Source organism: Rhodococcus sp. D-46 (assembly GCF_011290655.1).
Lineage (GTDB): Bacteria > Actinomycetota > Actinomycetes > Mycobacteriales > Mycobacteriaceae > Rhodococcus_F > Rhodococcus_F qingshengii.
Genome location: NZ_JAANTF010000005.1, coordinates 334,272 through 358,306 on the forward strand (window position 1 = coordinate 334,272; position 24,035 = coordinate 358,306).

General features: G+C 62.2%; 21 protein-coding genes. 8 read left to right on the forward strand and 13 right to left on the reverse strand.

The features are described from left to right. Positions 1 to 35 precede the first annotated feature (35 nt). Positions 36 to 1,454 (forward strand): amidase, encoded by a 1,419-nt coding sequence (locus tag G9U53_RS14870; protein ID WP_042450174.1) that lies wholly within the window; start codon positions 36 to 38, stop codon positions 1,452 to 1,454. A gap of 4 nt (positions 1,455 to 1,458) precedes the next feature. After that, positions 1,459 to 2,010: a TetR/AcrR family transcriptional regulator gene (locus tag G9U53_RS14875; RefSeq protein WP_030536607.1), complete on the forward strand. Its 552-nt coding sequence runs from the start codon at positions 1,459 to 1,461 to the stop codon at positions 2,008 to 2,010. Here G9U53_RS14875 and era read toward each other — a convergent pair. From era to G9U53_RS14905, 6 genes are all read right to left on the reverse strand, one after another. Then, the gene (gene era / locus G9U53_RS14880; protein WP_003944451.1) at positions 2,007 to 2,924 is read right to left on the reverse strand and encodes a GTPase Era; all 918 of its coding nucleotides are present in this window, start codon (positions 2,922 to 2,924) and stop codon (positions 2,007 to 2,009) included. The two genes, G9U53_RS14875 and era, sit on opposite strands and share 4 nt — an antisense overlap. Positions 2,925 to 2,948: 24 nt before the next feature. Continuing rightward, a complete protein-coding gene (locus tag G9U53_RS14885; RefSeq protein WP_003944509.1) occupies positions 2,949 to 4,253 on the reverse strand; it encodes a hemolysin family protein in 1,305 nt (434 codons plus the stop codon). A gap of 21 nt (positions 4,254 to 4,274) precedes the next feature. Then, positions 4,275 to 4,817 (reverse strand): rRNA maturation RNase YbeY, encoded by a 543-nt coding sequence (gene ybeY / locus G9U53_RS14890; protein ID WP_165638850.1) that lies wholly within the window; start codon positions 4,815 to 4,817, stop codon positions 4,275 to 4,277. A 48-nt stretch (positions 4,818 to 4,865) separates the two neighbouring features. Then, a complete protein-coding gene (locus G9U53_RS14895) occupies positions 4,866 to 5,867 on the reverse strand; it encodes a PhoH family protein (protein WP_223304543.1) in 1,002 nt (333 codons plus the stop codon). A gap of 513 nt (positions 5,868 to 6,380) precedes the next feature. Beyond that, a complete protein-coding gene (locus G9U53_RS14900; protein ID WP_165638851.1) occupies positions 6,381 to 8,570 on the reverse strand; it encodes an RNA-binding domain-containing protein in 2,190 nt (729 codons plus the stop codon). 345 nt (positions 8,571 to 8,915) lie between these two features. After that, the gene (locus G9U53_RS14905) at positions 8,916 to 9,593 is read right to left on the reverse strand and encodes a TetR/AcrR family transcriptional regulator (RefSeq protein WP_165638852.1); all 678 of its coding nucleotides are present in this window, start codon (positions 9,591 to 9,593) and stop codon (positions 8,916 to 8,918) included. A 128-nt stretch (positions 9,594 to 9,721) separates the two neighbouring features. Here G9U53_RS14905 and G9U53_RS14910 point away from each other — a divergent pair, with 128 nt between their 5' ends. Beyond that, the gene (locus tag G9U53_RS14910; protein WP_054827645.1) at positions 9,722 to 11,326 is read left to right on the forward strand and encodes an MFS transporter; all 1,605 of its coding nucleotides are present in this window, start codon (positions 9,722 to 9,724) and stop codon (positions 11,324 to 11,326) included. Here G9U53_RS14910 and G9U53_RS14915 read toward each other — a convergent pair. The 5 genes from G9U53_RS14915 to hrcA form a co-directional block, all read right to left on the reverse strand. Next, positions 11,318 to 12,094 carry an alpha/beta hydrolase gene (locus tag G9U53_RS14915; RefSeq protein WP_165638853.1) on the reverse strand — a complete coding sequence of 259 codons (777 nt, stop codon included), beginning with the start codon at positions 12,092 to 12,094 and terminating at the stop codon, positions 11,318 to 11,320. The genes G9U53_RS14910 and G9U53_RS14915 overlap by 9 nt on opposite strands. A 14-nt stretch (positions 12,095 to 12,108) precedes the next feature. After that, positions 12,109 to 13,347, reverse strand: a complete 1,239-nt coding sequence (locus G9U53_RS14920) for an Ig-like domain-containing protein (RefSeq protein ID WP_003944568.1) — start codon at positions 13,345 to 13,347, stop codon at positions 12,109 to 12,111. Positions 13,348 to 13,470: 123 nt separating this feature from the next. After that, positions 13,471 to 14,232, reverse strand: a complete 762-nt coding sequence (locus G9U53_RS14925) for a 16S rRNA (uracil(1498)-N(3))-methyltransferase (protein ID WP_003944495.1) — start codon at positions 14,230 to 14,232, stop codon at positions 13,471 to 13,473. Between the two features lie 2 nt (positions 14,233 to 14,234). Further along, positions 14,235 to 15,386, reverse strand: a complete 1,152-nt coding sequence (gene dnaJ, locus G9U53_RS14930) for a molecular chaperone DnaJ (RefSeq protein ID WP_165638854.1) — start codon at positions 15,384 to 15,386, stop codon at positions 14,235 to 14,237. An 80-nt stretch (positions 15,387 to 15,466) separates the two neighbouring features. Continuing rightward, positions 15,467 to 16,510 (reverse strand): heat-inducible transcriptional repressor HrcA, encoded by a 1,044-nt coding sequence (hrcA, locus tag G9U53_RS14935; RefSeq protein WP_003944583.1) that lies wholly within the window; start codon positions 16,508 to 16,510, stop codon positions 15,467 to 15,469. Positions 16,511 to 16,667: 157 nt separating this feature from the next. Here hrcA and G9U53_RS14940 point away from each other — a divergent pair, with 157 nt between their 5' ends. After that, the gene (locus tag G9U53_RS14940) at positions 16,668 to 16,991 is read left to right on the forward strand and encodes a type II toxin-antitoxin system VapB family antitoxin (RefSeq protein ID WP_003944521.1); all 324 of its coding nucleotides are present in this window, start codon (positions 16,668 to 16,670) and stop codon (positions 16,989 to 16,991) included. A 3-nt stretch (positions 16,992 to 16,994) separates the two neighbouring features. Here G9U53_RS14940 and G9U53_RS14945 read toward each other — a convergent pair whose 3' ends face one another. Next, positions 16,995 to 17,615, reverse strand: a complete 621-nt coding sequence (locus tag G9U53_RS14945; RefSeq protein ID WP_054782177.1) for a hypothetical protein — start codon at positions 17,613 to 17,615, stop codon at positions 16,995 to 16,997. Positions 17,616 to 17,650: 35 nt separating this feature from the next. Next, positions 17,651 to 18,877: a radical SAM family heme chaperone HemW gene (gene hemW / locus G9U53_RS14950; protein ID WP_042450186.1), complete on the reverse strand. Its 1,227-nt coding sequence runs from the start codon at positions 18,875 to 18,877 to the stop codon at positions 17,651 to 17,653. 502 nt (positions 18,878 to 19,379) lie between these two features. Here hemW and G9U53_RS14960 point away from each other — a divergent pair. The 4 genes from G9U53_RS14960 to G9U53_RS14975 are packed head-to-tail and all read left to right on the forward strand — an operon-like array spanning position 19,380 to position 24,035. Next, on the forward strand, positions 19,380 to 21,107 hold the full coding sequence (locus G9U53_RS14960; protein WP_063316224.1) for a nitrite/sulfite reductase: 1,728 nt from the start codon (positions 19,380 to 19,382) through the stop codon (positions 21,105 to 21,107). Beyond that, positions 21,104 to 21,817 carry a phosphoadenylyl-sulfate reductase gene (locus G9U53_RS14965; protein ID WP_047270796.1) on the forward strand — a complete coding sequence of 238 codons (714 nt, stop codon included), beginning with the start codon at positions 21,104 to 21,106 and terminating at the stop codon, positions 21,815 to 21,817. The genes G9U53_RS14960 and G9U53_RS14965 overlap by 4 nt, the downstream gene beginning before the upstream one ends. Next, positions 21,814 to 22,749, forward strand: a complete 936-nt coding sequence (cysD, locus tag G9U53_RS14970; RefSeq protein ID WP_007731054.1) for a sulfate adenylyltransferase subunit CysD — start codon at positions 21,814 to 21,816, stop codon at positions 22,747 to 22,749. Before G9U53_RS14965 ends, cysD begins: the two co-directional genes overlap by 4 nt. Then, positions 22,749 to 24,035: a GTP-binding protein gene (locus tag G9U53_RS14975; RefSeq protein ID WP_020969973.1), complete on the forward strand. Its 1,287-nt coding sequence runs from the start codon at positions 22,749 to 22,751 to the stop codon at positions 24,033 to 24,035. The genes cysD and G9U53_RS14975 overlap by 1 nt, the downstream gene beginning before the upstream one ends.

The following is a 24,035-nucleotide window of genomic DNA, read 5'->3' on the forward strand; positions in this document are numbered from 1 at the left end:
TTCGTTCGAACGAACAGTTTTGCGAAGGGAACCTGATGACTTCTCGAACCGACCACGATCTCGCCCCCGGTCTTGTCGACCAGGTTGCGAGTCTGGCCTCGGGCGCCACCTCGTCCGTCGCGGCCACGGAGGCAACGCTGAGCCGGATCGAGGCCACTCAGCCTCACCTCAATGCGTTCAAGATCGTGCGGCGCGAGAAGGCACTCGAGGAAGCTGCCGAGGCCGACAGGCGTCTCGCACTCGGCGAGCGCCTACCTCTTCTCGGCGTGCCGATCGCAGTGAAGGACGACGTCGACATCACCGGCGAACCCACCGCCTTCGGTTGCCCTGGCGATTTCCCGGCCAAGACCGAGGACTCGGAGATGGTTCGACGCCTCCGCGACGCCGGCGCAGTGATCGTGGGCAAGACCAACAGCCCGGAATTGGGCCAGTGGCCCCTTACGAGCGGTTCAGCCTTCGGTTACACGCGCAATCCGTGGTCGCGTCACCACACTCCAGGCGGATCGTCGGGCGGCACCGCCGCGGCCGTCGCCGCCGGATTGGTCAGCGCCGGAATCGGTTCCGACGGTGCCGGTTCCATCCGAATCCCTGCGGCCTGGACCAACCTCGTCGGAATCAAACCGCAGCGCGGGCGCATCTCAACCTGGCCCGACGCCGAAGCGTTCTACGGCCTGACGGTCAACGGCCCGCTCGCTCGCACCGTCGCCGACGCGGCACTGCTGCTCGACGTCGCTGCCGGCAACCATGACGGCGACCTCCACAAGCCGACACCGGTCACCGTCAGCGACGCGGTGGGACGCGACCCCGGAAAACTGAAAATCGCGCTTTCCCTTCGCAATCCGTTCACCGCCACTCCCGTGAAGCTGGACCCGGAAGTGCGCCTGGCCGTGCATTCGATCGCCGACACGCTGCGGGAGCTCGGACACCACGTCGTCGTCGACGATCCCGCATACGGCCTGATCTTCGGCCTGAACTTTCTGCCCCGCTCACTCGTCGGGGTCCACGACTGGCTCGGACGCGTTCCCGACCCGACACTGGTCGATGCCAGAACACGCGGAAATGCCCAGAACGGCAAGCTACTTCGCGGCGCACCTCTGCGCGCGGCCCGCGCGGCCGAGCCACGGATGCGAAAGCGGATCGGAGCGATCTTCGACACCTACGACGTCGTCCTGGCACCCACGACGGCAACTCCACCGATCATGGCGACCGCGATCGACGGCATCGGTGGCTGGGACACAGACAAGGTCATGACCGGCGCCTGCCCGTACGCGTGGCCGTGGAACGTCCTCGGCTGGCCCTCGGTCAACGTGCCGGCCGGATTCAGCAAGGCCGGCCTGCCCATCGGTGCGCAGTTGATGGGCAACGAGAACACCGAACCTCTGTTGGTCTCCCTCGCTTCACAATTGGAATCGGTCCTGCGTTGGGATCAGATCCGCCCCGAGCCGTGGTGGTGACCCGATGAGTAACCGGGACGTCCGCGAGCGAATACTCGACGCCGTTCTGCACGTCGTCGGTACCGACGGCATCCCGGGTGTGAGCAACCGGCGCATCGCCGCGCAGGCCGGCGTCTCACTCGGATCGATCACGTATCACTTCGCGAGCCAGTCGGACATGCTCCGCGCTGCTCTGTCTCGTTTCGTGACAGACGAGACGACGCGCCTGCGCGCCTTGGCCGAGGAGTACCGCGACAAAGGTCTGAGCGTCGAGGACGCCGCGGCAATAGCCGAAAAGGTGACGCGAGATCTTTCGTTCTCGGCCGAGCGGATCGCGCCGTTCGAGATGTACATCGCCGCCGGGCGCGACCACGAACTCCACGAAGTCGCCGTCGAATGCTTCGCCGCCTACGACGATTTGACCGTCACGATTCTGACGGCACTCGGTGTACCTGATCCGGAGTCGATTGCATCGACGCTCGTCGCCGTCATCACCGGCCTCCAACTCCGACGCCTGGCCACCGGCGTCGACGAGCAGGACATCGGCGCGGCGATCCTCAGGGTCCTCCGGCCCTAGAAGCCCAGCCGGCCGAGCTGCTTCGGGTCGCGCTGCCAGTCCTTGGCGACCTTGACGTGCAGCTCCAGGAAGATCCGCACACCGAGCAGCTTCTCGATCTGCAGGCGCGCACTGGTACCGACTTCCCGCAGACGCGCTCCGCCCTTACCGATGACGATGCCCTTCTGACTGGGCCGCTCGACGTAGAGCAGTGCATGCACGTCGAGCATCTCGCCCTGCTTCTCGGTGCGTCCCTCGCGCGGGATGACCTCCTCGATCACCACAGCCAGGGAGTGCGGCAATTCTTCGCCGAGCCCCTCGAGCGCAGCCTCACGGATCAGTTCGGCCATGAGCACCTCTTCGGGCTCGTCCGTCAGTTCCCCGTCCGGGTAGAAGGCCGGGCCCTCGTCCATCAGACCGGCGAGGACGTCGACCAGGATCTCGACCTGTTCACCCGACTTCGCGGACACCGGAACGACCTCGGATTCGGGGCCGAGCAGGGTGGACAGCGCGAGCAACTGCTTTCCGACGGCGTCGCGGCTGACCTTGTCGATCTTGGTCACGATGCCGACAAGCTTGGTCTTGGGCGCCATCTGACGGACCTGCTGCACGATCCAGCGGTCTCCGGGCCCGATGGCCTCGTCGGCCGGGATGCACAGGCAGATGACGTCGACCTCGGAGTACGTGTCGCGAACCAGGTCATTGAGGCGCTGCCCGAGCAAAGTGCGGGGCTTGTGCAGTCCAGGGGTGTCCACCAGGATCAGCTGCGCATGCTCGCGGTGAACGATGCCGCGAATCGTGTGGCGCGTCGTCTGCGGGCGCGAGGACGTGATCGCGATCTTGCTGCCGACCAACGCGTTGGTCAGCGTGGACTTGCCCGTATTGGGTCGACCCACGAAACACACGAAGCCTGACCGGAATTCGTTCTTGCTCATAACTGCTCCTCGCTGAACTCTCGCTCAGTCATCGGTGTCTTCTGTCTCTTCGTCTTCGGACGGCGGGATGCGCTGCACGAACACCGTGCTGATGCGTACCCGGCCTCGGCCCGTATTGGTTCCCTCGCCGCGCAGGATCAAACCGTCGTACTCCACTTCGGAACCGGGAAGTGGCACTCGGCCGAGTACGTATCCGATCAGCCCGCCGACGGTCTCCACCTCGTCGAGTTCGAGTTCGAGATCGAACAATTCACCGAGGTCTTCGATGGGAAGTCTCGCGGATACGCGGAACATTCCGTCACCGAGATCCTCGATGGGCGGCGTCTCGTCCTCGTCGTACTCGTCGGCGATCTCACCGACGATCTCTTCGATGACGTCCTCGATCGTGACGAGCCCGGCGATTCCGCCGTACTCGTCGACGAGTATCGCCATGTGGTTGCGGTCGCGCTGCATCTCGGCCAGCAAGCTGTCGAGCGGCTTCGAGTCGGGAACGAAGACGGCGGGCCGCATGACGTCGCAGACGTTGACGTTCCGGCCGCCGTCGGGCAGGTGGTAGGTCTGCTTGACCAGATCCTTCAGGTAGACGACACCGAGCACGTCGTCGACGTTCTCCCCGATGACCGGCAGGCGCGAGTGACCACTGCGGACGGCCAACGACGTTGCCTGCCCGGCATTCTTGTCGTTCTCGATCCACACCATGTCGGTGCGGGGCACCATCACCTCGCGCGCCGACGTGTCTCCGAGTTCGAAGACGGACTGGATCATTCGGCGTTCTTCGTCGGCCACGACGCCACGTTCCTGCGCCATGTCCACGAGTTCACGCAACTCGATTTCCGACGCGAACGGGCCGTTGCGGAAGCCCTTACCCGGGGTCAATGCGTTACCCACGAGGATCAGGACGCGACTGATCGGCCCGAGCAGAACCCCGATCCACAGCAGTGGCAGCGACGCGGCCATCGCGATGGAGTACGCATGTTGGCGCCCAAGCGTTCTCGGTCCGACGCCGATGACCACGTACGAGACGAGAACCATGATCACCGCGGTGACGGTCAGTGCCCAGCCCAGCGAGAGGACGTCGATCAGGCCGCCCACGAGTACGACGGTGGCCGTGATCTCGCACAAAATGCGAAGCAGGACCATCAGATTCACGTATCGCGGACGATCGGTCAGGATGCGTTGCACTCGCGCGGCGCCGGCTCGCTCTTCCTTTGCCATCTCGTCGATCCGCGCCGACGAAATGGTGTTGAGCGCCGAGTCGACGGCCGCGAACACACCACCGACCGGGACAAGAGCAATCGCCAGAACAAAGAGCGCTATGGCGCTACTCACTACAGAACCCCCGGATAACTGTTATTGGTCCACTCCGTCGACGAAACCGGTCTTGCCGAGCAGCTTCTGATCGCGTTCGGCCAGTGCTGCTTCGCGGTCGATACGGCGAAGGTCTTCGTACCACTCTTCGAGGAGGCTGTTCTGCAAGCCGAACATCTCCTTCTCCTCTTCCGGCTCCGCGTGGTCGTAGCCGAGAAGGTGCAACACACCGTGGACGGTCAGGAGGGCAAGTTCGTGAGCCAGTGAATGCCCGGCCTTGTCAGCCTGATCCGCGGCAAAAGACGGACACAGCACGATGTCGCCGAGCATCGACGGCCCCGGCTCGGGGGAATCGGGACGGCCACCCGGCTCGAGTTCGTCCATCGGGAACGACATGACGTCGGTCGGACCCGGCAGGTCCATCCAGCGAACGTGCAGATCCGCCATCGTCGCAGAGTCGACGAGAACCATCGACAGCTCGGCCGCCGGATGGACATCCATCCGAGCGATCACGAAACGGGCAACGCTGATCAACTCCGGTTCGGAGATGTCCATGCCCGATTCGTTCGAGACCTCGATGCTCATGTGCGACGCTCTTTCCTGGGAAAAGTAGGGGTTGATGCGTCGCTCAGCCTACCGTCGCGGTGAATGAGCATGTGCAGCGCGGCGCTGCGCCCGGTTTCCGACCGCCAACTCGCCGGACCGATCCGATTCGTGACGCTCGTAAGCGTCGACGATGTGAGAGACCAGCCGATGACGTACGACGTCGCTGCTGTCGAGAGTGGCGAAATGAATATCGTCGATCCCGGTGAGGATTTCGGATGCCGCGCGCAGACCCGAACGGGCCCCGCCCGGCAGATCGACCTGGGTCACGTCTCCGGTGACCACGATTTTGGAACCGAACCCGAGGCGGGTCAGGAACATCTTCATCTGCTCGGCCGTGGTGTTCTGCGCTTCGTCCAAGATGATGAAGGCGTCGTTGAGCGTCCGGCCACGCATGTAGGCGAGCGGAGCGACCTCGATGACTCCGGCCTGCATCAACTTCGGAATCGCCTCGGGATCCATCATGTCGTGCAATGCGTCGTGCAGCGGGCGGAGATACGGATCGATCTTCTCGTGCAGCGTGCCGGGCAGAAAGCCCAGTCGCTCCCCGGCCTCGACTGCCGGCCTGGTCAAGATGATCCGAGAGACCTGCTTGGCCTGCAACGCCTGAACGGCCTTGGCCATGGCGAGGTAGGTCTTGCCGGTACCGGCCGGGCCGACTCCGAACACGATGGTGTTCTCGTCGATGGCGTCGACGTAGCGTTTCTGGTTGAGGGTCTTCGGCCGAATCGTCTTGCCCCGACGCGAAAGAATGTCGAGGGAGAGCACCTCGGCCGGAGACTCGCCGACCTCGTTGGTGAGCATGCCGATGGTTCGTCGAACAGCGTCCGGGGCAATGGGCTGCCCCCGACCGGCCAGCGACGCCAATTCACTGAACACACGTTCTGCCAGCGCCACGTCTGCAGCCGTCCCCGACAAGGAGATGGTTCCGCCACGTACATGAATGTCGGCACGAAGCTCACGTTCGATCGCGGTGAGATTCTCGTCCGTCGCCCCCAGGATTTGACGCACGGTCTCCGGCGCCAGATCCATACTCGAACGGACGGTGCGCTCTGCGGGCAGAGCGCGCTCGGTGATGGTGGTTACACGGTTCCCGTCGAGTTCACTGTGTTCACTCACGTGGTGAATATGGCCTGCTTTCTGGTCCGATCAGCCCACTCGACTCGTGAGCCTCGATACTTCGAAGTCTAGCGCCAGAGTCGGACACAGCCCACTTGTTAAACCTGCGAGTCACGGATCGCGCCGCCCTCAAGCCCGACCCGGAAGATAGTCCGCGGAGTCCGATTCACCCCGCAGACGAGCACTACCCAGGTCAGACGATCAACACTCAGCGCCGCCGAAGTGCGCGTACACCCGGTTCGAGACGTATGCTTTTCCACAATTTGATATTGCAAACCGGATGTACCTACATGACATGAAGGTTCACAAGATGACAAAACCATTCGCCAAAACCGAAAATCGACTAGACCATTGCGATAAGCGAGCCTAAGTTGCGCCACTGAAATCACTTGACATCAAGATTCGAATCGTTTACTTGAGCAAAAATCAACTCCTCGAAAAACGGTATTTAATATAGTCGGCGGTTTCCCTCGCATTAAGCGCCTGCGTATTAGCGCTTTGCCGGACAAACAATACGTCATTCTTGCCAGCAATACTAGTCATGGGCCAGACTGGGTCACTTGCGGCGGGGACCACGCAACGAATTATAAAAACCCCATTCACCTGAGGGAAACTGATCGAAACCCTCGATCCCAAACTCGACCCAATCGCCGAATTCAACTTACTTTGAATAGCAAGAGTCAGGCGGTCCAGCGATTGCCCATGGGCGGCTAGGTCCGGACCGATACCTAAAATAATGCCATCGTCATCAACTCCGCCTAGTATTGTCCCACCATTTGAATTGAAGAATGAGATAATAACTTTAATAAAGGAATCCACAACATCTCTTACATTCCCGCTAGACCCAATGACCGCCGAGAATGATGATTTGAATTCCAAGTTTATCGATTCACCTAGCGAGACCAGAGCTACGATTTCTCGCGATTCGTCATTCTTCGTCTTTGCTTCCAGTAATTTCGCCGGACCAGTATTCCAGCCAAGTTTCAACAATTGAGTGGCGTGCCACTCACCACTCGACAGTTCTAAAATTCCAAGGTTCTCCAACCTGTTAACCTCAGCCGGGTAGCATTCAACATATTCGAAAAAGGGTTGGTCGGCATTGTCCATCAACAACTCAATCAACGACCATTCAGTATTGTAGTATTTCTTGATATGCTGCAATATCTGCTCGATCTGTGCTGCAACTACACGCCGATATTTGGGTAGACAATCAATTACATCCGATTCCAAGATCCTTACGATGTCGAGATTTTCACCGGAAGATCGATTTACCGTGAGGGACGCAAGCTCTCGGACAAGCACCACATGCCCCCCGGTCTCGGCCTGAACCATATCCACCGCGCGATTATCCCACTCTACACCTTGACGTCGACCAAGAACCCGCAACAAATCGTCAGTTTCTCCTTTGTCAAACGGGCTGACGTAGTACGGTTTTGCAAAATTGAATAGAGGATTTTCGCGTCCGTATAACTCGCGAGACTCGACCGACGCGCTTGCCAACCCGGCAAGAACCAAGCTGAGCGCCCCTGTTGACTGCACATTCTCTGTGGGACGAGTTTCTTGCACTAATTTTCTGAGCACACCGAAAAATTGTGGAATCAGCGTCGATGTGCTTGTTGCGCCTGCCGTATCTGCACCTGGTGGACAAAGGTGCTCAATTTCATCGAGAATTAAAACCAAGTGCAAATCTCGACTCGACGGATGGGACAGTATTTTTTGCAATGCACGTTTAAAATCAAGAAGATCACAAGAATCATTTAATTCGGCGAGTTCTTGCGTGCGAAATCCATTCTCGTGAAGTCTCGATCGAATCTTCTCCGCGAAATCCGGAAGCAATGACGTAACTGGATTGCCGAACTCGATCTCTGGCACATCCTCTAAGTCCTGATATACATAGACAAATCGAGTCGCCCCCTCTCTCGACCGTTTTTTATTTTGGCGCTCCAGTTCTTTTAATATGGATGTCTTTCCGGTTTTTCGCATACCGAACAATGCGGGTATTTGTTGCATCCTAATATTGGATTCAATCGAGTTTAGCAACATCTTCCTGCCGAAAAATTGATCGCCAGTCACAGATCCATGCTGGGCATACAAGTCCTTGGAATGAATCCTCTTCGCGATATCTTTAATCAAATTCTCGTCAGCTCCAGGCGAATCCAACTTTGAGAGCGGGAGGTAGATCATCGCGGTGGAACTGAAGTCCTCCAGTTTCGTATCGAGCCTCACATCGGGGGCCCATAGATATCGAATCCATTTCGTTACGTTCTTTCGATCTTCGGGCAGATATGTGAGTATATCGTCACATAAAGCAGGTGTGCGGATCTGCAAATCATGATGCGGAGTGTAAACAATTAGCACTTCGGCGCTAATTCCAAATCTATCTTCAATACTACGCGAAAATCGAAGCAGTACAATCCACGTCTTTCTATAAACCTCTTCACCCATCAACTGACGTGCATAGACGTATTCCGACCCCAGCTTTTGAAAAGCCTTTCGGTGATCGAGACTAACAGGGTATTCCCTCGCTAGTATTTCCAGCTTGTTTAAGATATCCGGATGCCGCTGAGGAGAGACCGCGCCGTCTGCGTAACGAGGATGTGGGGCTGATGTGGACATCAGCACAATCTACTACATCACCGTTCTCTCCACCCTAAAACGCTGGTCCGACTTGGCAGATGTTTTCGAGTTGCCGCCAGTTCCTCGACGGCCGACAAGCAGATGCCATCACCGCGCTTGGTCATCATCGATTCAGCAGTCGCGACACGTGACAGCGAGCCATTAAAGAATGATACGGGCCGTCCGACGTCAATACGATAACGTCGACCGAAAGCTTGATATCAACAAGAATCAACCTGATCGGAAGGTCTAGACGATTCTTCTAACGCGTGGTCCGGCGGCCAAACGTTTCGAAGATACCACCCTCGGCAAATTTGCGTCAGCTTTCGTAAAGAACCGAAGCCCTTAGAGATCCATGCCCGAGAGCCACGCCCAAGCCTCCGCGACGACCTCGGCGCTTCTGTCCGGACTGATACCTGCGATGACCAGGCATACGGCGGCAAAGGATTCGCCAGAGTCGGTGATGAGCCCACTGTTGGCCTGATCGAACAAAGTGATCGTGATCGCCTCGGTCATCGCTACCAGAGTCTCGGCCGGCAGGTATTTCGAGAAGGTTCCGTCACGCTGACCGCGCTCGACGACGCTGATACTCACGGCACGCGCGGGCTCCATCAGATCGAGAATCCGCTGCTCCCCCAACTCTTTGCGAGCAAAGCTGAGCAGCATCCGGAAGCGATCACCGACCGGCCATGACAGCAATGCCAGTACGGCAGTCGCCAGATCCGGGCGCTCGGGCGGCTCGCCGGCTTGGCTCAGCGCAGCTACGAGATCGGTCGACGCCTCGTCCACGATGCCGTTGATCAGCGCCTCTCGGCTGTCGAAATGCGCGTACACGGTTCGCCTGACCACACCGGCGGCCTTTGCGACGTCGTCCATGCTCGCATCCGGATCAGCAGCGAACGCCGTGATCGCCGCCTCGATGATGCGATTGCGATTGGCCGCGGCCTGACTACGACGCTGCCGTCCGCCCGATTCGGCAGTTCCCGAAACGACTGTGCCCGAATGCGTCAACGCGCGTTCCACCTCTTTCGACTGCCCAACTGTGATCTAGGTCAATCATAGTTGCACATCGGTGTGCAAGTTATTAACTTACACATCAGTGTGCAAATAGATCGAGGAGTGTCTTCGATCATCAGGAACGGAGTCGCGTCATGACGACACTCATGAGCAAACCTGTCTCGGAGATGGACCAGCCGTACTCACGGCGGTGGGCCGCGCTCGGGGTGTTGTGCCTGAGTCTGCTGATCGTCGTGATGGCGAATACCGCGCTGATCGTCGCGGCGCCGGACATGACCAGAGATCTCGGCCTCACCAGCACGCAACTTCAATGGGTCATCGACGGCTACACCGTTCCCTACGCCGCATTGATGCTGCTGTTCGGCGTGATCGGTGACAAGTACAGTCGCCGCGGCGCACTTCTCGCCGGACTCACCGTGTTCGCCGGCGGCGCCGTCTTCGGCAGCATCGCGGACACCACCAACGCCGTCATCGCGGCACGAATGACCATGGGCGTCGGCGCCGCGATCATCATGCCCGCGACGCTTTCGCTTCTGGTCGCTACCTTTCCCAAAGCGGAGCGATCACGCGCCATCGCGGCGTGGGCGGCGACGTCGGGTCTCGCGATTGCACTCGGTCCGCTGTTGGCCGGATGGATTCTCGACAGTCATTCCTGGAGCATCACTTTCCTGATCAACGTCCCGATCGCCGCAGTCGCTGCCGTCGCCGCCGTAATTCTGGTGCCGCCGAGCAAGGCCGAGCACCTGGGCCGGATCGACTGGATCGGCGGCGCACTCTCGGTGGTCACCATTGGCTCGCTCGTGTACTCGATCATCAACGGATTCCACTTCGGGTGGACCGGCGGACCCATCGGTGCCGCCGTACTCGCTGCGATCGGCCTCGTCTCGTTCGTCGTCTGGGAACTGCGTCACCCGCAGCCACTGCTCGACGTCCGTAAGCTCGGCCAGCGCATGGTCGGCGGCGCGACGCTCGCCGTACTTCTGCTGTTCCTGGCCGCCTTCGGCGCCATCTACTTCATCTCACAGCAGTTCCAGTTCATCCTCGGCTACGGCGCACTCGAAACCGGTGTTCGTCTGCTGCCCTTGGCAATTGCCGTTTCGATCGGCGCCGTTGTCAGTGGGCGGATCACTCCGCTGATCGGCGTCCGGGCGTCCATCGTCGGCGGCATGGTGGTCGCCGCGATCGGCGTTCTGATTCTCACGCAGGTCGACGGCGATTCGGGCTACTGGATGTTCGCAGTCCCACTGATCCTGCTCGGCCTGGGCATCGGTCTCAGCGAACCGCCGGCCACCGACGCCATCATGGACAACTTCTCCGAGGACGATCTCGGTGCTGCGGGTGGCCTCAACGACACCGCCATCGAACTCGGCGGCTCGCTGGGTATCGCGATCCTCGGCTCGATCCTCGCTGCGAGCTACAAGGATTCGATTGCCGGATTCATCGATGGAATGCAGGTTCCGCAGTTGACGGGCGAACTTGCGCAACAGGCCGCGTACGCGATGGAGGTGTCGGGCGAATCCGTCGGCGGCGCTTCGTTGGTCGCCGAAGAGATGGCAGGCAACCCGTTGGCTGCAGCTCAGGCAGGGCCGTTGCTCGACGCCGCAGGCAGTGCCTACGCCGACGCGATTTCGGCGGCCAGTTGGGCGGGCGGTCTTGCACTGTTCGTGGGGGCAGTTGTCGTGGCGTTCATCCTGCCGGGCAAGAAGGCCCCTGTGGAAGTGGACCCCGCGTCAGTCTGACGTGCTCGGAGCCAGCGGGTCTTCGGCGAGAACCAACTCGCGGGAGACCCGCCACGACTCGGTCGAGGGTGAGAGAAATGCGTCGTGTCCTTCGCCCTCGATCACACGCAGTGACACGGGATCACCAGCCGCTTCCGCGGCTTTCGCGTACCGGGAGCTCACCTTGGCCGGCACCTGCAGGTCCTCCGCACCCGTGACGCACACAACGGGGACGCCGATCGGCAATCGATGCTGCGGCGACGCACTGCGATACAGATCCGGGTCCGCGTCGAACGGAACGCCGAACAGATCCTCGATGAAGCTGATCCGTCGTCCACGCTCGCCTGCCGACGCCAGATCGAGTGCGGCCGCCTGGGCGATGACCCGTTCAGGCCGGGTGAACGTGTCCTTCTCCCCCGCCAGCCACATTGCAAGATGTCCTCCGGCCGAATGCCCGAGCAAGCGAATCTGATTCAGATCCAATTCGGCCGAGGACTTCGCGGCAACCAGTCCGGGGATTTCGTCGTATGCCGTTTTCACGTCGGCGGACATCTCCGGCCAACCACCGCCCGCCCCGAGACGGCGGTATTCGATGTTCCACACCGCGACGCCGTGCCGCGCGAGTTCGACGGCAAATGCGGTGCCCAGAGTCAATCCGTACTGCCCGCTCCAGAAGCCGCCGTGGATCTGCATGACGACCGGGATCGGGCCGTCAGCGACTCCGTCGGGAACGTAGAGATGCCCGAACTGCTGCTCGTGTCGGCCGTACGGAATCTTGAATCGAGGCACCGAGGAAATCTATCTCAGGCGAGGGCGCTGCCTGCGGCCCAGTCTGCCCAGGAAAGGGTCCAGTCGCCGTTCTGCCACACCTCCAGCGGAGCGCCGCCGGTGTTCTTGATCTCGACGACATCTCCCGGCTGCGAGAAATCGAAGAACCATTTGGCATTGGCCGCACTGAGATTGAGGCAACCGTGCGAGGTGTCGGTGTTTCCCTGCGCCCAGACGGTGCTCTCCAACTCGTGAAGATAGATACCGTCCGTGCTGATGCGGGTGGCCCAGTTGATGGATTCCTTGTAGCCGAGGCGCGAGTTGATCGGCAGACCGTAGGTCGACGAATCCATGATGACGGGATTTGCCTTGTCCATCACGGTGTACGTGCCGGGCTGGGTCCAGAACGAGAGCGTCGTGCCGCCGATCGTCTCGGTGCCGCCCATTCCCATCGAGGTCGGCATTTCCTTGATCACCTGACCGTTTTCGTAGACGGTCACCATCTTGGTGTTGTCGTCGGCGACCGAGACGTGGGAGTCGCCGATCTTGAAGGACACGGTGTCGTCCTGCTGGCCGTACAGTCCGTTGCCGAGCTGCTTGCCGTAGATGTTCGCGTTCACCGAGACCGTCGTGCCTGGTGCGTAGTAGTTCTGCGGTCGCCAGTGAACGTTCTGACCGTCGACCCAGTACCACGATCCCTGTACGGGCGGATTGGTTGTGACCAGCAGAGACTTCTCGGCCGCGGCCTTGTCACCGATCAACTCGTCGAAATGAACGGCGACGACGGTGCCGACACCGTACGTGCCACCGTCCGATATCGAGGCGCCACCGGTGGTGTTGATGTACGCCCGGGTCTGGTTACTCGGCGCGACGGTGGTCAGCGTCGTGTTCTTGGTCGTGGCAACACCGTTCGCGTCGACGGCGTCGACGACCAGCTTGTAGGTCTTGCCGTATCCGAGTGGTTCGCTCGGTTTCCAGGACGTCTTGTCCGGCGTGGTGATACCGGCGACTTCCTTACCCTCGGGGTTGGTCAGCGCGACGGTCGTCAGTGTTCCCTTCGCGACCTGGACCTCGATGGGGTCGAGTGGACTCACCGGAGTTCCGCCGTCCGCCGGGGTGACGGTGACGAGAGCCTCGCTGGTCGGGGTAGTGGTGACGGCGCTGCTGGAGGAACCCGTGTTGTCTCCGGTGGAGACCGTGCACCCCGCGACGAGCATCAACGCCGCCGCGGCACACACCGCTCCAACGATTCGCATATGCGCACGTGACAACATCTGGCCTCCTGAAATCCCCGAACCAACTCACGCCGAAGGCGACCCCCGACGTCCTTACGATAGTGCGCAAATCTGACACTTCGCTGAGCGCCGGATCCGATTCAGCTCGGGATCACAACAAGATCAGTGCAGTGGCCGTGGTCCCCAGCGATCGGTCAGCACTCCGATCGCGCCCAGAGCAACAGCCCCGGCGGTCGACGTGCGCAGGACCGTCGGGCCGAGAAGCACCGGAGTGGCCCCGGCCTCCGACAACGCGCTGATCTCCGAATCGTCGAGCCCACCTTCGGGACCGACAACCAGAAATACCTCGTCCGCGCTCGCCAGCGGCAAACCGGCCAACGGCGTCGTCGCCGATTCGTGAAGCACCGCAACCACAGCGCCACGGGCAACGGCGTCACGAACCAACGCGATCACCGCCGGCGTCTTGTGCAGTTCCGCAATTTCCGGGACGAACGCGCGTCTGGACTGCTTTGCCGCAGACACTGCCGCACTTCGCCAGCGTGCGACGCCCTTGGCGAGCTTGGGGCCCTCCCACTTGGCGACACAACGCAAGGACTGCCACGGGATCACCGCGTCGATCCCCGCCTCGGTCGCCAGTTCGACGGCCAACTCGGAACGCTCGGCCTTGGGAAGTGCCTGAACGAGGGTCACCAACGGCTTGGGCTGCTCGAGAACCTGAACGTCACTGACCAACAGTTCCAGGCGGTCCTTGCCGACGCTCGTCACCTCGGCGTCGGCTACCCGGCCTCGGCCGTCGGCCAACACCAATCGCTCACCGACGCCGATCCGGCGGACAGTGGCCGCGTGGCGACCCTCCTGTCCGTCCAGAACTGCGATTTCACCGACGCCGGGAACCGGGTCGAGAAAGAAGACCGTTGCGGCCACCGTCAGCGGCCGCTGAATGCTTCGCGAAGACGCGAGAACAATCTACCGCTGTTCTGCGAGGCCGTCGAGACAACCTCGGCCTCGTCACGATCGCGGAGCAGCTTGAATTCCTTGAGCAGCTTGGACTGCTTGTGATCGAGACGGCTCGGGATGACCACCTCGAGGTGAGCGTGCACGTCGCCGCGCACTCCCGACCGCAGTTTCGGCATGCCATGACCGCGAAGAACAGCAACGTGTCCGGGCTGGGTGCCTGGCTCGATGGTGATTTCCTTGGGGCCGTCGATGATGGTGTCGACGGTGACAGTCGTACCGAGCGCTGCGTCGACCATCGGAACGCGGATCGTGCAGTGCAGGTCTTCACCGTCTCGAACGAAGACGTCGTGCTGCTGCTCGACGATCTCGACGTAGAGGTCGCCGGGGTGTCCGCCGCCCGGGCCCACTTCACCCTGCGCGGTCAAACGGATGCGCATGCCACCGGCGACGCCCGCGGGAACCTTCACGGTGATGTCACGCTTGGCCCGAACTCGGCCGTCGCCGCCACACTTGTGGCAGGGATCCGGGATGGTCTCACCGGCACCGCGGCACGTCGGGCAGGGACGCGAGGTCATGACCTGACCGAGGAACGAGCGCTGGATGGACTGAACTTCGCCGGCACCGTTGCAGGTCTCACAGCGGACAGGCTTGGAGTCGCCGTTGGTTCCGGCTCCGGTGCAGCTGTCGCACAGAATGGCCGTCTCGACGGTCACGTGCTTGCTGACTCCCGTCGCACATTCTGCGAGGGTCAGCTTGGTGCGAAGCAACGAGTCGGCTCCGGGCTGAACGCGACCGCGCGGCCCACGACCTGCGCCGCCACCGCCGCCGAAGAATGCTTCGAAGACGTCGCCGAGGCCGCCGCCACCGAATCCGCCGCCGAAGCCACCACCGCCGCCACCACCGGACTCGAGCGGGTCTCCGCCGAGATCGACGATGCGACGCTTCTCCGGGTCGGTCAGGACCTCGTAGGCCGTCGAGATCTCCTTGAACTTGGCCTGCGCCGCCTCGTCAGGGTTGACGTCCGGGTGCAGTTCGCGTGCCAGCTTGCGGTAAGCGCGCTTGAGCTCCTGGTCTGTCGCGTTCTTGTCGACGCCGAGCAATCCGTAGTAATCCCGTGCCACGTTGAGTCTCTCGTCCTTCTCTTACTTCTAGGTTTTCCTCAGTCCTCGCGAGGAGGCGTGCCGACGAATGTCGACGTCCGTCATCGCTCGGAGAGAACTTCGCCGATGTATCTGGCAACGGCGGCAACCGATGCAATTGTTCCCGGATAGTCCATCCGAGTGGGTCCGAGCACACCGACACCACCGAAAACGGTACCGGCCGCGCCGTAGCCAGTCGAAATCACGGAGGTTCCGCGCATCTGTTCGACCTGCGTCTCTTCACCGATCTGAACGGTGACCGTGCCGGAGTTCTGCGTCGCAGCGAGCAGTTTGAGGACCACTACCTGCTCTTCCAGTGCTTCGAGCACTGCGCGCAGCGAACCGGGGAAGCCGGCCAGACCGGAGAAATCGGCGGCGTTGCGCGTGAGATTCGAGGTTCCGCCCAGAACGAGACGATCTTCCGGATGTTCGACCAGGGTCTCGACCAGAACCGTTGCCGAGCGGATCACGGCGTCGCGAAGGTCGGCCGGAGACTCGTCGGCCAGTTCCGCCACGGCAATCGACGCGGCGGCCAGGCGCTTGCCTTCCAGTGCTCCGCCGAGAAGCGTGCGCAACCGGGAAAGGTCTTCGTCTTCGAGGACGTCTCCGAGTTCGACGATTCGCTGATCGACGCGGCCGGAATCGGTGATGAGAACGAGAAGCAGGCGCGCCGGCGTCAACGCGACCACCTCGAGGTGGCGAACCGACGACGCGGACAGCGACGGGTACTGGACAACCGCGACCTGACGGGTCAGTTGCGCGAGCAGTCGTACACCGCGGCGCAGAACGTCGTCGAGATCGACACCCGACTCCAAGAACTCGAGGATCGCTCGACGCTCGGGCCCGGACATGGGCTTGACGTCGGCGATGCGATCGACGAATTCGCGGTATCCCTTGTCGGTGGGGACGCGGCCGGAACTGGTGTGCGGTTGGGCGATGTAGCCCTCGGCCTCGAGGAATGCCATGTCGTTGCGCACAGTGGCGCTCGACACTCCGAGGTTGTGACGCTCGACCAGTGCCTTGGATCCCACCGGGTCCTGGGTGGAGACGTAATCGGCCACGATTGCACGTAAGACCTCGAAACGCCTGTCGTCGGTACTCGACATCGTTGCCACCTCCGTTTCCTGAAAAGAACGAACACCGACATTTACACATCGGTTTCCACTGGCAGTCTAATCGCCCGAGCGCCAGAGACGGCTGTTGCCCTTACTGTGGAGTGAGATCGGCGAAAGGTCGATCGCACAACCATGGACAAGGCGGCACATGATCTTCAAAGGCGTGATGGACGGCAAACCGTATCCCGATCACGGACTGTCTCTACGCGACTGGTCGAAGTTCCCCCCACGTCAGGTTCGACTCGACGAGATCGTGACCACCACGAAGGTCCTCGAACTCGATCGCCTGCTGTCGGAGGACTCGACCTTCTACGGCGATCTGTTCCCGCACGCAGTGCAGTGGCGCGGCACTCTCTACCTCGAGGACGGTCTGCACCGAGCGGTTCGTTCGGCCCTGCGAAACCGCGTCGTGCTGCACGCGCGCGTCTTCGACTTCGACGCGATGCCCGGTGTCATCGAGGGAGTCCGCTGACGCTCAGGCGATAGTCACGAGCAACGCAGGTGTCGTTTGCCCCGGCCAGGTTCCGGTGAGCGTCTCCGAGTCCGAGACTCGATCTGCGTCGATCACTCTCGCCACAGTCAGTTCCAGGCTTCCCGCGCGGATGATCGTGTCGGTGCCGACTGTCGAGCAGGTCACCGATTCGACTGCCGGTACGGAAGAGTGGGCCGTACCGCTGCCTACTACGTGAGCCGTCACGGGGATGTGATCGGCGGTGTCCGCGAAGACCAGTTCGACTCCGGCCCCACCGGTCAGAATCGCGGTCGCCACCGCGCTGACGTAGACCGGATCACAGCATGCGTCGTAAACCCACCGTTCGCCGAGTACCGAATGATCCATAGTTGCGATCAGTGCGGTCTCCGCCCCGTCCAGCGGAGCACCACGATAAGTGAGCGGGACCTGAAGAATTCGACCGTCGGCAGAGCGCATCAGGTGCGTCTCGATTCCGACCTCGCCGTCCGGGTCGTCGAAACGATAGGCGTCGACGCGTTCGAGCGTCGAACAGTCGACCGACCCGAGCCACGGCTGCTTGGGCACCCACGCTCGGAGCAGGTCGTTCTTGGACGGATTCAGCTGCGCACGATGAATGATGGCCACCACGGCCACATTACGCGGCGAAGGATGGTGGCGCGTCAGGTCAGGATCGTGCGAATCACCGCATCGGCGAGCAGGCGACCACGGTCGGTGAGAACCACGTGATCGTTCTCGATCACGGCCAACCCGTCGACTACCACCTGTTCGGCCGAAAGACGTTCGGATGCAGACAGTTCCGACAACGGAAGTCCCGTACGCAACCGTGCGGTCAGCATGACTCGCTCCATGTGTTCGTCCTCGGCGGTCAGTTCTTCGCTGCCGCCGACGGGAAGTTCGCCGAGCGCCAACTGTTCCGCGTACCGCGCCGGGTGCTTGACGTTCCACCACCGCACTCCGCCGACGTGGCTGTGCGCGCCCGGACCGGCACCCCACCAGTCACCGCCGTCCCAGTAGCCGAGGTTGTGACGGCACCGGGTGTCACCGGAGTCCGCGGTTTCCGCCTTTGCCCAGTTGGAGACCTCGTACCACCGCAAGCCTGCCTCGGACAGGCGTGAATCGATTCGTTCGTACCGCGAGGCCAGCACGTCGTCGTCCGGGGCGGGCAGCTCGCCGCGCCTGACCTTGCGAGCCATGGCGGTGCCGTCCTCGACGATCAACGCGTAGGCCGAGACGTGATCGACATCGGCGGAGAGGACCGCATCGAGTGAGGCGTCCAGGTCTTGATCGCGCTCCCCCGGGGTTCCATAGATCAAATCGAGATTCACGTGCGAAAAACCAGCTGCGCGAGCCTCTTTCGCGGCAGCGACGGCGCGGCCCGGAGTGTGCGTGCGGTCGAGAATCTTCAGCACGTGCTGGGCGGCCGACTGCATGCCGAGGGAAATCCGGGTGAATCCGGCACTGCGGAGAGCACCGAAGAACTCCGGCGACGTCGATTCGGGGTTCGATTCCGTGGTCACTTCGGCGCCGGACGCCAAGCCGAAGCTGCTCCGCACCGCCGACAGCACGTCGGACAATCCGTCGCCACCGAGCAGCGACGGCGTTCCACCGCCCACGAACACCGTCTCCGCCGCCGGGGCGCCCGTCATCTCGGCCGCGAGATCGAGTTCGCGCCGCAGACCCTCCAGCCACGACTGCGGCGACGCCGAGGTTCCGAGCTCACCGGCCGTGTAGGTGTTGAAATCGCAGTACCCACACCTGGTGGCACAGAACGGGACGTGGATGTAGATCCCGAACGGCCGTTTCCCGACACCCTCGAGCGATCGCGCGGGCAAGGCGAAGGGCGTCGCCTCGCTCTGTCGAGTGGGAGTCGTGCTGGTGGCATTCACACCTCCAGTGTCCCAGCATCCGGAACGCACACCTATTCAGCCTGCGATGCAGGTCGGCGCACGGCTTGAACTCGATATTTCCCCCGTTTTTCGTGGAAATATGCGCCCGAGTCGGAATTATCGAGTTGACGTGGCACAATGGTCCGCATGACCGGACTCGGAGTGCGACTTGTGGCGCGTCGCCATGTCGACTTCAAGCGTGTGTGCAGCTCGTCGTGTCTGCACCTGTGTAGCTGTTGATCTTTCACTGATCTTCCAGCCTTTCCCGCTCATCTCCATCTGCTTCACCGAAACACTCTCTGCAGAGACATGCCTTTTCAGGGACGCAGCTTCTCCAGCTGTTCGTTTTCGTGAGCACACCTGCCGGCCGCGAGCTTTCCGAGACCGAGGACAGCCCCCTCGATTTCCGACACGGACCGGTGCGTCCCGATCAGACACCGCCACAGTTCATCGATAGTGCGTGCCGCGTGCCGATCAACCGCCCAGATCCAGGAGTTCATCGATGACGTCGACCACCGACGCCGCCACACCCGCCGATTCGGCAGCTGCCGAAGCCCGGCCTGCACGCGCTGCGCGTCCCGCCAAGCGTCGCGCCGAAGGTCAGTGGGCCCTCGGTTACCGCGAGCCTCTCAACGCCAACGAGCAGGCCAAGAAGGACGACAACCCGCTCAACGTTCGGGCCCGCATCGAGAACATCTACTCCAAGCAGGGCTTCGACAGCATCGACAAGGGCGACCTTCGCGGCCGCTTCCGCTGGTGGGGTCTCTACACCCAGCGCGAAGAAGGCTACGACGGCACCTTCACCGGCGACGAGAACATCGACCTGCTCGAGGCCAAGTACTTCATGATGCGCGTGCGTTGCGACGCCGGCGCTCTGAACGTCGAGCAGCTGCGCACCATCGCCGGTATCTCGAAGGAATTCGGCCGGAACACCGCCGACCTGTCGGACCGTGAGAACGTTCAGTTCCACTGGATCGAAGTCGAGAACGTCCCGGAGATCTGGAAGCGCCTCGAAGCCGTCGGGCTCAAGACCACCGAAGCGTGCGGTGACTGCCCTCGCGTCGTCCTCGGTTCTCCCCTGGCCGGCGAATCGCTCGACGAGGTCCTCGATCCCACCCCGGCGATCGACGAGATCGTGCGCCGCTACATCGGCGACCCCAAGTACTCCAACCTGCCGCGCAAGTTCAAGACCGCTATCTCCGGTCAGCAGGACGTCGTTCACGAGATCAACGACATCGCCTTCATCGGCGTGAACCACCCCGAGCACGGCCCGGGCCTCGACCTCTGGGTCGGCGGCGGACTGTCCACCAACCCGATGCTGGCGCAGCGCGTCGGCGCGTGGATTCCGCTCGACGAGGTCCCCGATGTCTGGGAGGGCGTCGTCTCGATCTTCCGTGACTACGGCTACCGCCGTCTGCGCGCGAAGGCCAGGCTCAAGTTCCTCGTCAAGGACTGGGGTATCGAGAAGTTCCGCGAGGTTCTCGAGACCGAGTACCTGAAGCGTCCGCTCATCGACGGCCCCGCGCCCGAGAAGCCCAAGCGCCCGATCGATCACGTCGGTATCCAGAAGACCCGCAACGGCCACAACGCAGTCGGTTTCGCTCCGATCGCCGGCCGCGTCTCGGGAGACATCCTGGCTCAGGTCGCCGACGCCGCCGAGAAGGCCGGCAGCGACCGGATCCGCTTCACTCCGTACCAGAAGCTGATCATCCTCGACGTCGCCGACGAGACGCTCGAGCCGCTCATCGCCGATCTCGACGCGCTGGGTCTTCCCGCCCGTCCGTCGCACTGGCGCAAGAACCTGATGGCCTGCTCCGGCATCGAGTTCTGCAAGCTCTCGTTCGCCGAGACCCGCAAGCGTTCGCAGGTGCTCGTGCCCGAACTCGAACAGCGTCTTGCCGACATCAACAGCCAGCTCGACGTGCCGATCACCATCAACATCAACGGTTGCCCCAACTCCTGCGCTCGCTCGCAGATCGCCGACATCGGCTTCAAGGGCCAGCTCGTCGACGACGGTGAGGGGAATCAAGTCGAGGGTTTCCAGGTTCACCTGGGAGGCAGCCTCGGATTCGACAGCGCCTTCGGACGCAAGCTGCGCCAGCACAAGGTCACCAGCGTCGAGATGGGTGACTACATCGACCGCGTCGTACGTCAGTTCGTCAAGAACCGCAACGAAGGTGAACGGTTCGCCGAATGGGCAGTGCGCGCAGACGAAGGAGATTTGCGATGACAGTGGACATTTCGCGAGCAACTGCCGACGAGCTTCGGTCCATCGCCGAGCGCGGTGCAATAGAACTCGACGGAGCCAGCGCACAGGAACTGTTGCAGTGGACCGAGGACACGTTCGGTGACTCGTACATCGTGGCGTCGAACATGCAGGACGGGGTGTTGGTTCACCTTGCCGCACAGGTGCATCCGGGCGTCGACGTACTCTTCCTCGACACCGGCTACCACTTCCCCGAAACCATCGGCACGCGTGACGCGGTCGAGCAGGTGTACGGCGTCAACGTCATCAACGCTCGTGCGCTGGCAAGCGTCGCCGAGCAGGATGTCGCCGAGGGCAAGGATCTGTTCGCCCGTGATCCCAACCGCTGCTGCGCACTACGCAAAGTCGCGCCGCTCAAGCAGACACTGTCCGGGTACAGCGCGTGGGTGACCGGCATCCGCCGCGTCGAAGCGCCCACCCGCGCCAACGCTCCCCTGATCTCCTTCGACGAAGCCTTCGGACTCGTGAAGATCAACCCGATCGCTCCCTGGTCGGACGAGGAGATGCAGAACTACATCGATACCAATTCCATCCTCGTCAATCCCCTTGTCGACGAGGGATATCCGTCCATCGGCTGCGCACCCTGCACCAGCAAGCCAGCCCCCGGCAGCGATCCGCGTAGCGGTCGTTGGGCCGGTGCCTCCAAGACAGAATGCGGGTTGCACGCATCATGACAGTTGACTTGACACCTTCGCGGCCTCAGCTCGACGGCACACAGTTCGATACTCTCGATGCCCTCGAGTCCGAAGCGATCCACATCTTCCGAGAGGTGGCCGGCGAGTTCGAACGCCCGGTCATTCTCTTCTCGGGCGGTAAGGACTCCACCGTGCTGCTGCACCTGGCGATCAAGGCATTCTGGCCTGCGCCGTTGCCGTTCACCCTGCTGCATGTCGACACCGGCCACAACCTGCAGGAAGTCCTCGACTTCCGCGACCACGTGGTGGCCAAGTACAACCTGCGCCTGCACGTGGCCAGCGTCGAGGAGTACATCGCGGACGGCCGCCTCACCGAGCGTCCCGACGGTATCCGCAATCCTCTGCAGACCGTGCCGTTGCTGGACGCGATCTCCGAGAACCGCTTCGACGCCGTCTTCGGTGGCGCTCGCCGCGACGAGGAGCGGGCCCGCGCCAAGGAGCGGATCTTCTCGCTGCGCAACGCTTTCGGTCAGTGGGACCCCAAGAAGCAGCGCCCGGAACTGTGGAACCTGTACAACGGTCGCCACTCCCCCGGCGAGCAAGTGCGCGTCTTCCCGCTCAGCAACTTCACCGAGCTGGACATCTGGCGTTACATCGCCCGCGACAACGTCGAACTCGCCAGCATCTACTACGCCCACCAGCGTCCGGTGTACCAGCGCGACGGCATGTGGATGACGCCCGGCGTCTGGGGTGGACCGGCTGACGGCGAAGAGCTGCAGACCCTTTCGGTGCGTTACCGCACCGTCGGCGACGGTTCGACCACCGGTGCTGTTCTCTCCGATGCCGCTGACAACGAGGCCATCCTGGCCGAGGTTGCGGCATCACGTTTGACCGAGCGCGGCGCGACCCGTGGCGACGACCGAGTTTCCGAAGCGGCCATGGAAGACCGCAAGCGAGAGGGCTACTTCTGATGAGCGATCTGCTCAGACTGGCAACTGCCGGCAGCGTCGACGACGGAAAGTCCACCCTCGTGGGCCGCCTGTTGTACGACACGAAATCCGTTCTCGCCGACCAGATCGACGCCGTGACCCGTGCGTCGGTGGACCGCGGTCTCGACACCCCTGACCTCTCGCTCCTGGTGGACGGACTGCGCGCCGAGCGTGAGCAGGGCATCACGATCGACGTGGCGTACCGCTACTTCGCGACCCCCAAGCGCACCTTCGTGCTCGCCGATACACCGGGCCACGTGCAGTACACCCGCAACACTGTCTCCGGTGCCTCGACGGCTCAGCTCGTGATCCTGCTGGTCGATGCTCGCAAGGGCGTCATCGCGCAGACTCGCAGGCACGCAGCGGTTCTCGCGTTGCTCGGTGTCCCGAAGCTCGTTCTCGCCGTGAACAAGATCGACCTCGTCGAGAACCCCGAAGAGGTCTTCACCTCGATCTCCGCCGAGTTCAACGAACTCACCAGCTCACTTGGCTGGGCAAGCGAAGACGTCGTCGAGATCCCGGTGTCGGCACTGCACGGTGACAACGTCGCCATCCGCTCCGACAAGACCCCGTACTACACCGGCCCCACACTGATCGAGCACCTCGAGTCAATTCCGGTCGACGCCGAGCCACATCGCGTCGGTCTGCGTTTCCCGGTGCAGTACGTGATCCGCCCCCGCACCGCAGAGTTCCTCGACTACCGCGGCTACGCCGGTCAGGTCGCTGCAGGTTCCGTCGTGCCCGGCGACGAAGTGGTGATCCTGCCCTCGGGTACGCGCACCACCGTCACACGTATCGACACGGCCGACGGCGAACTGGACGTCGCCCACGCCGGACGCAGCGTCACGCTGATCCTGGCCGACGACGTCGACGTCTCTCGCGGCGACACCATCGCATCGCCGTCCGACGCACCCGAGCCGATCGGCGAATTCGACGCCACTGTCTGCTGGCTGGCCGAGAAGTCGCTGCGCCCCGGTGCACGTCTGCTGCTCAAGCACGGCACGCGAACGACGCAGGCCATCGTGGGCAGTTTGGTGGAACGCTTCAACGAGCAGGACCTCACCACGGATCAGGGCCCGGACACTCTCGAGCTCAACGAGATCGGCAAGATCTCCATCCGGGTGGCCGAGCCGATCGTGGCTGACGACTACGCCGTCAACCGCCACACCGGCAGCTTCCTGCTGATCGATCCCGCTGGTGGAAACACTCTCGCAGCCGGCCTGGTGGGCGACGTCATTTCCGCTGTCGAATTGGGCGAGCGCGTCTAA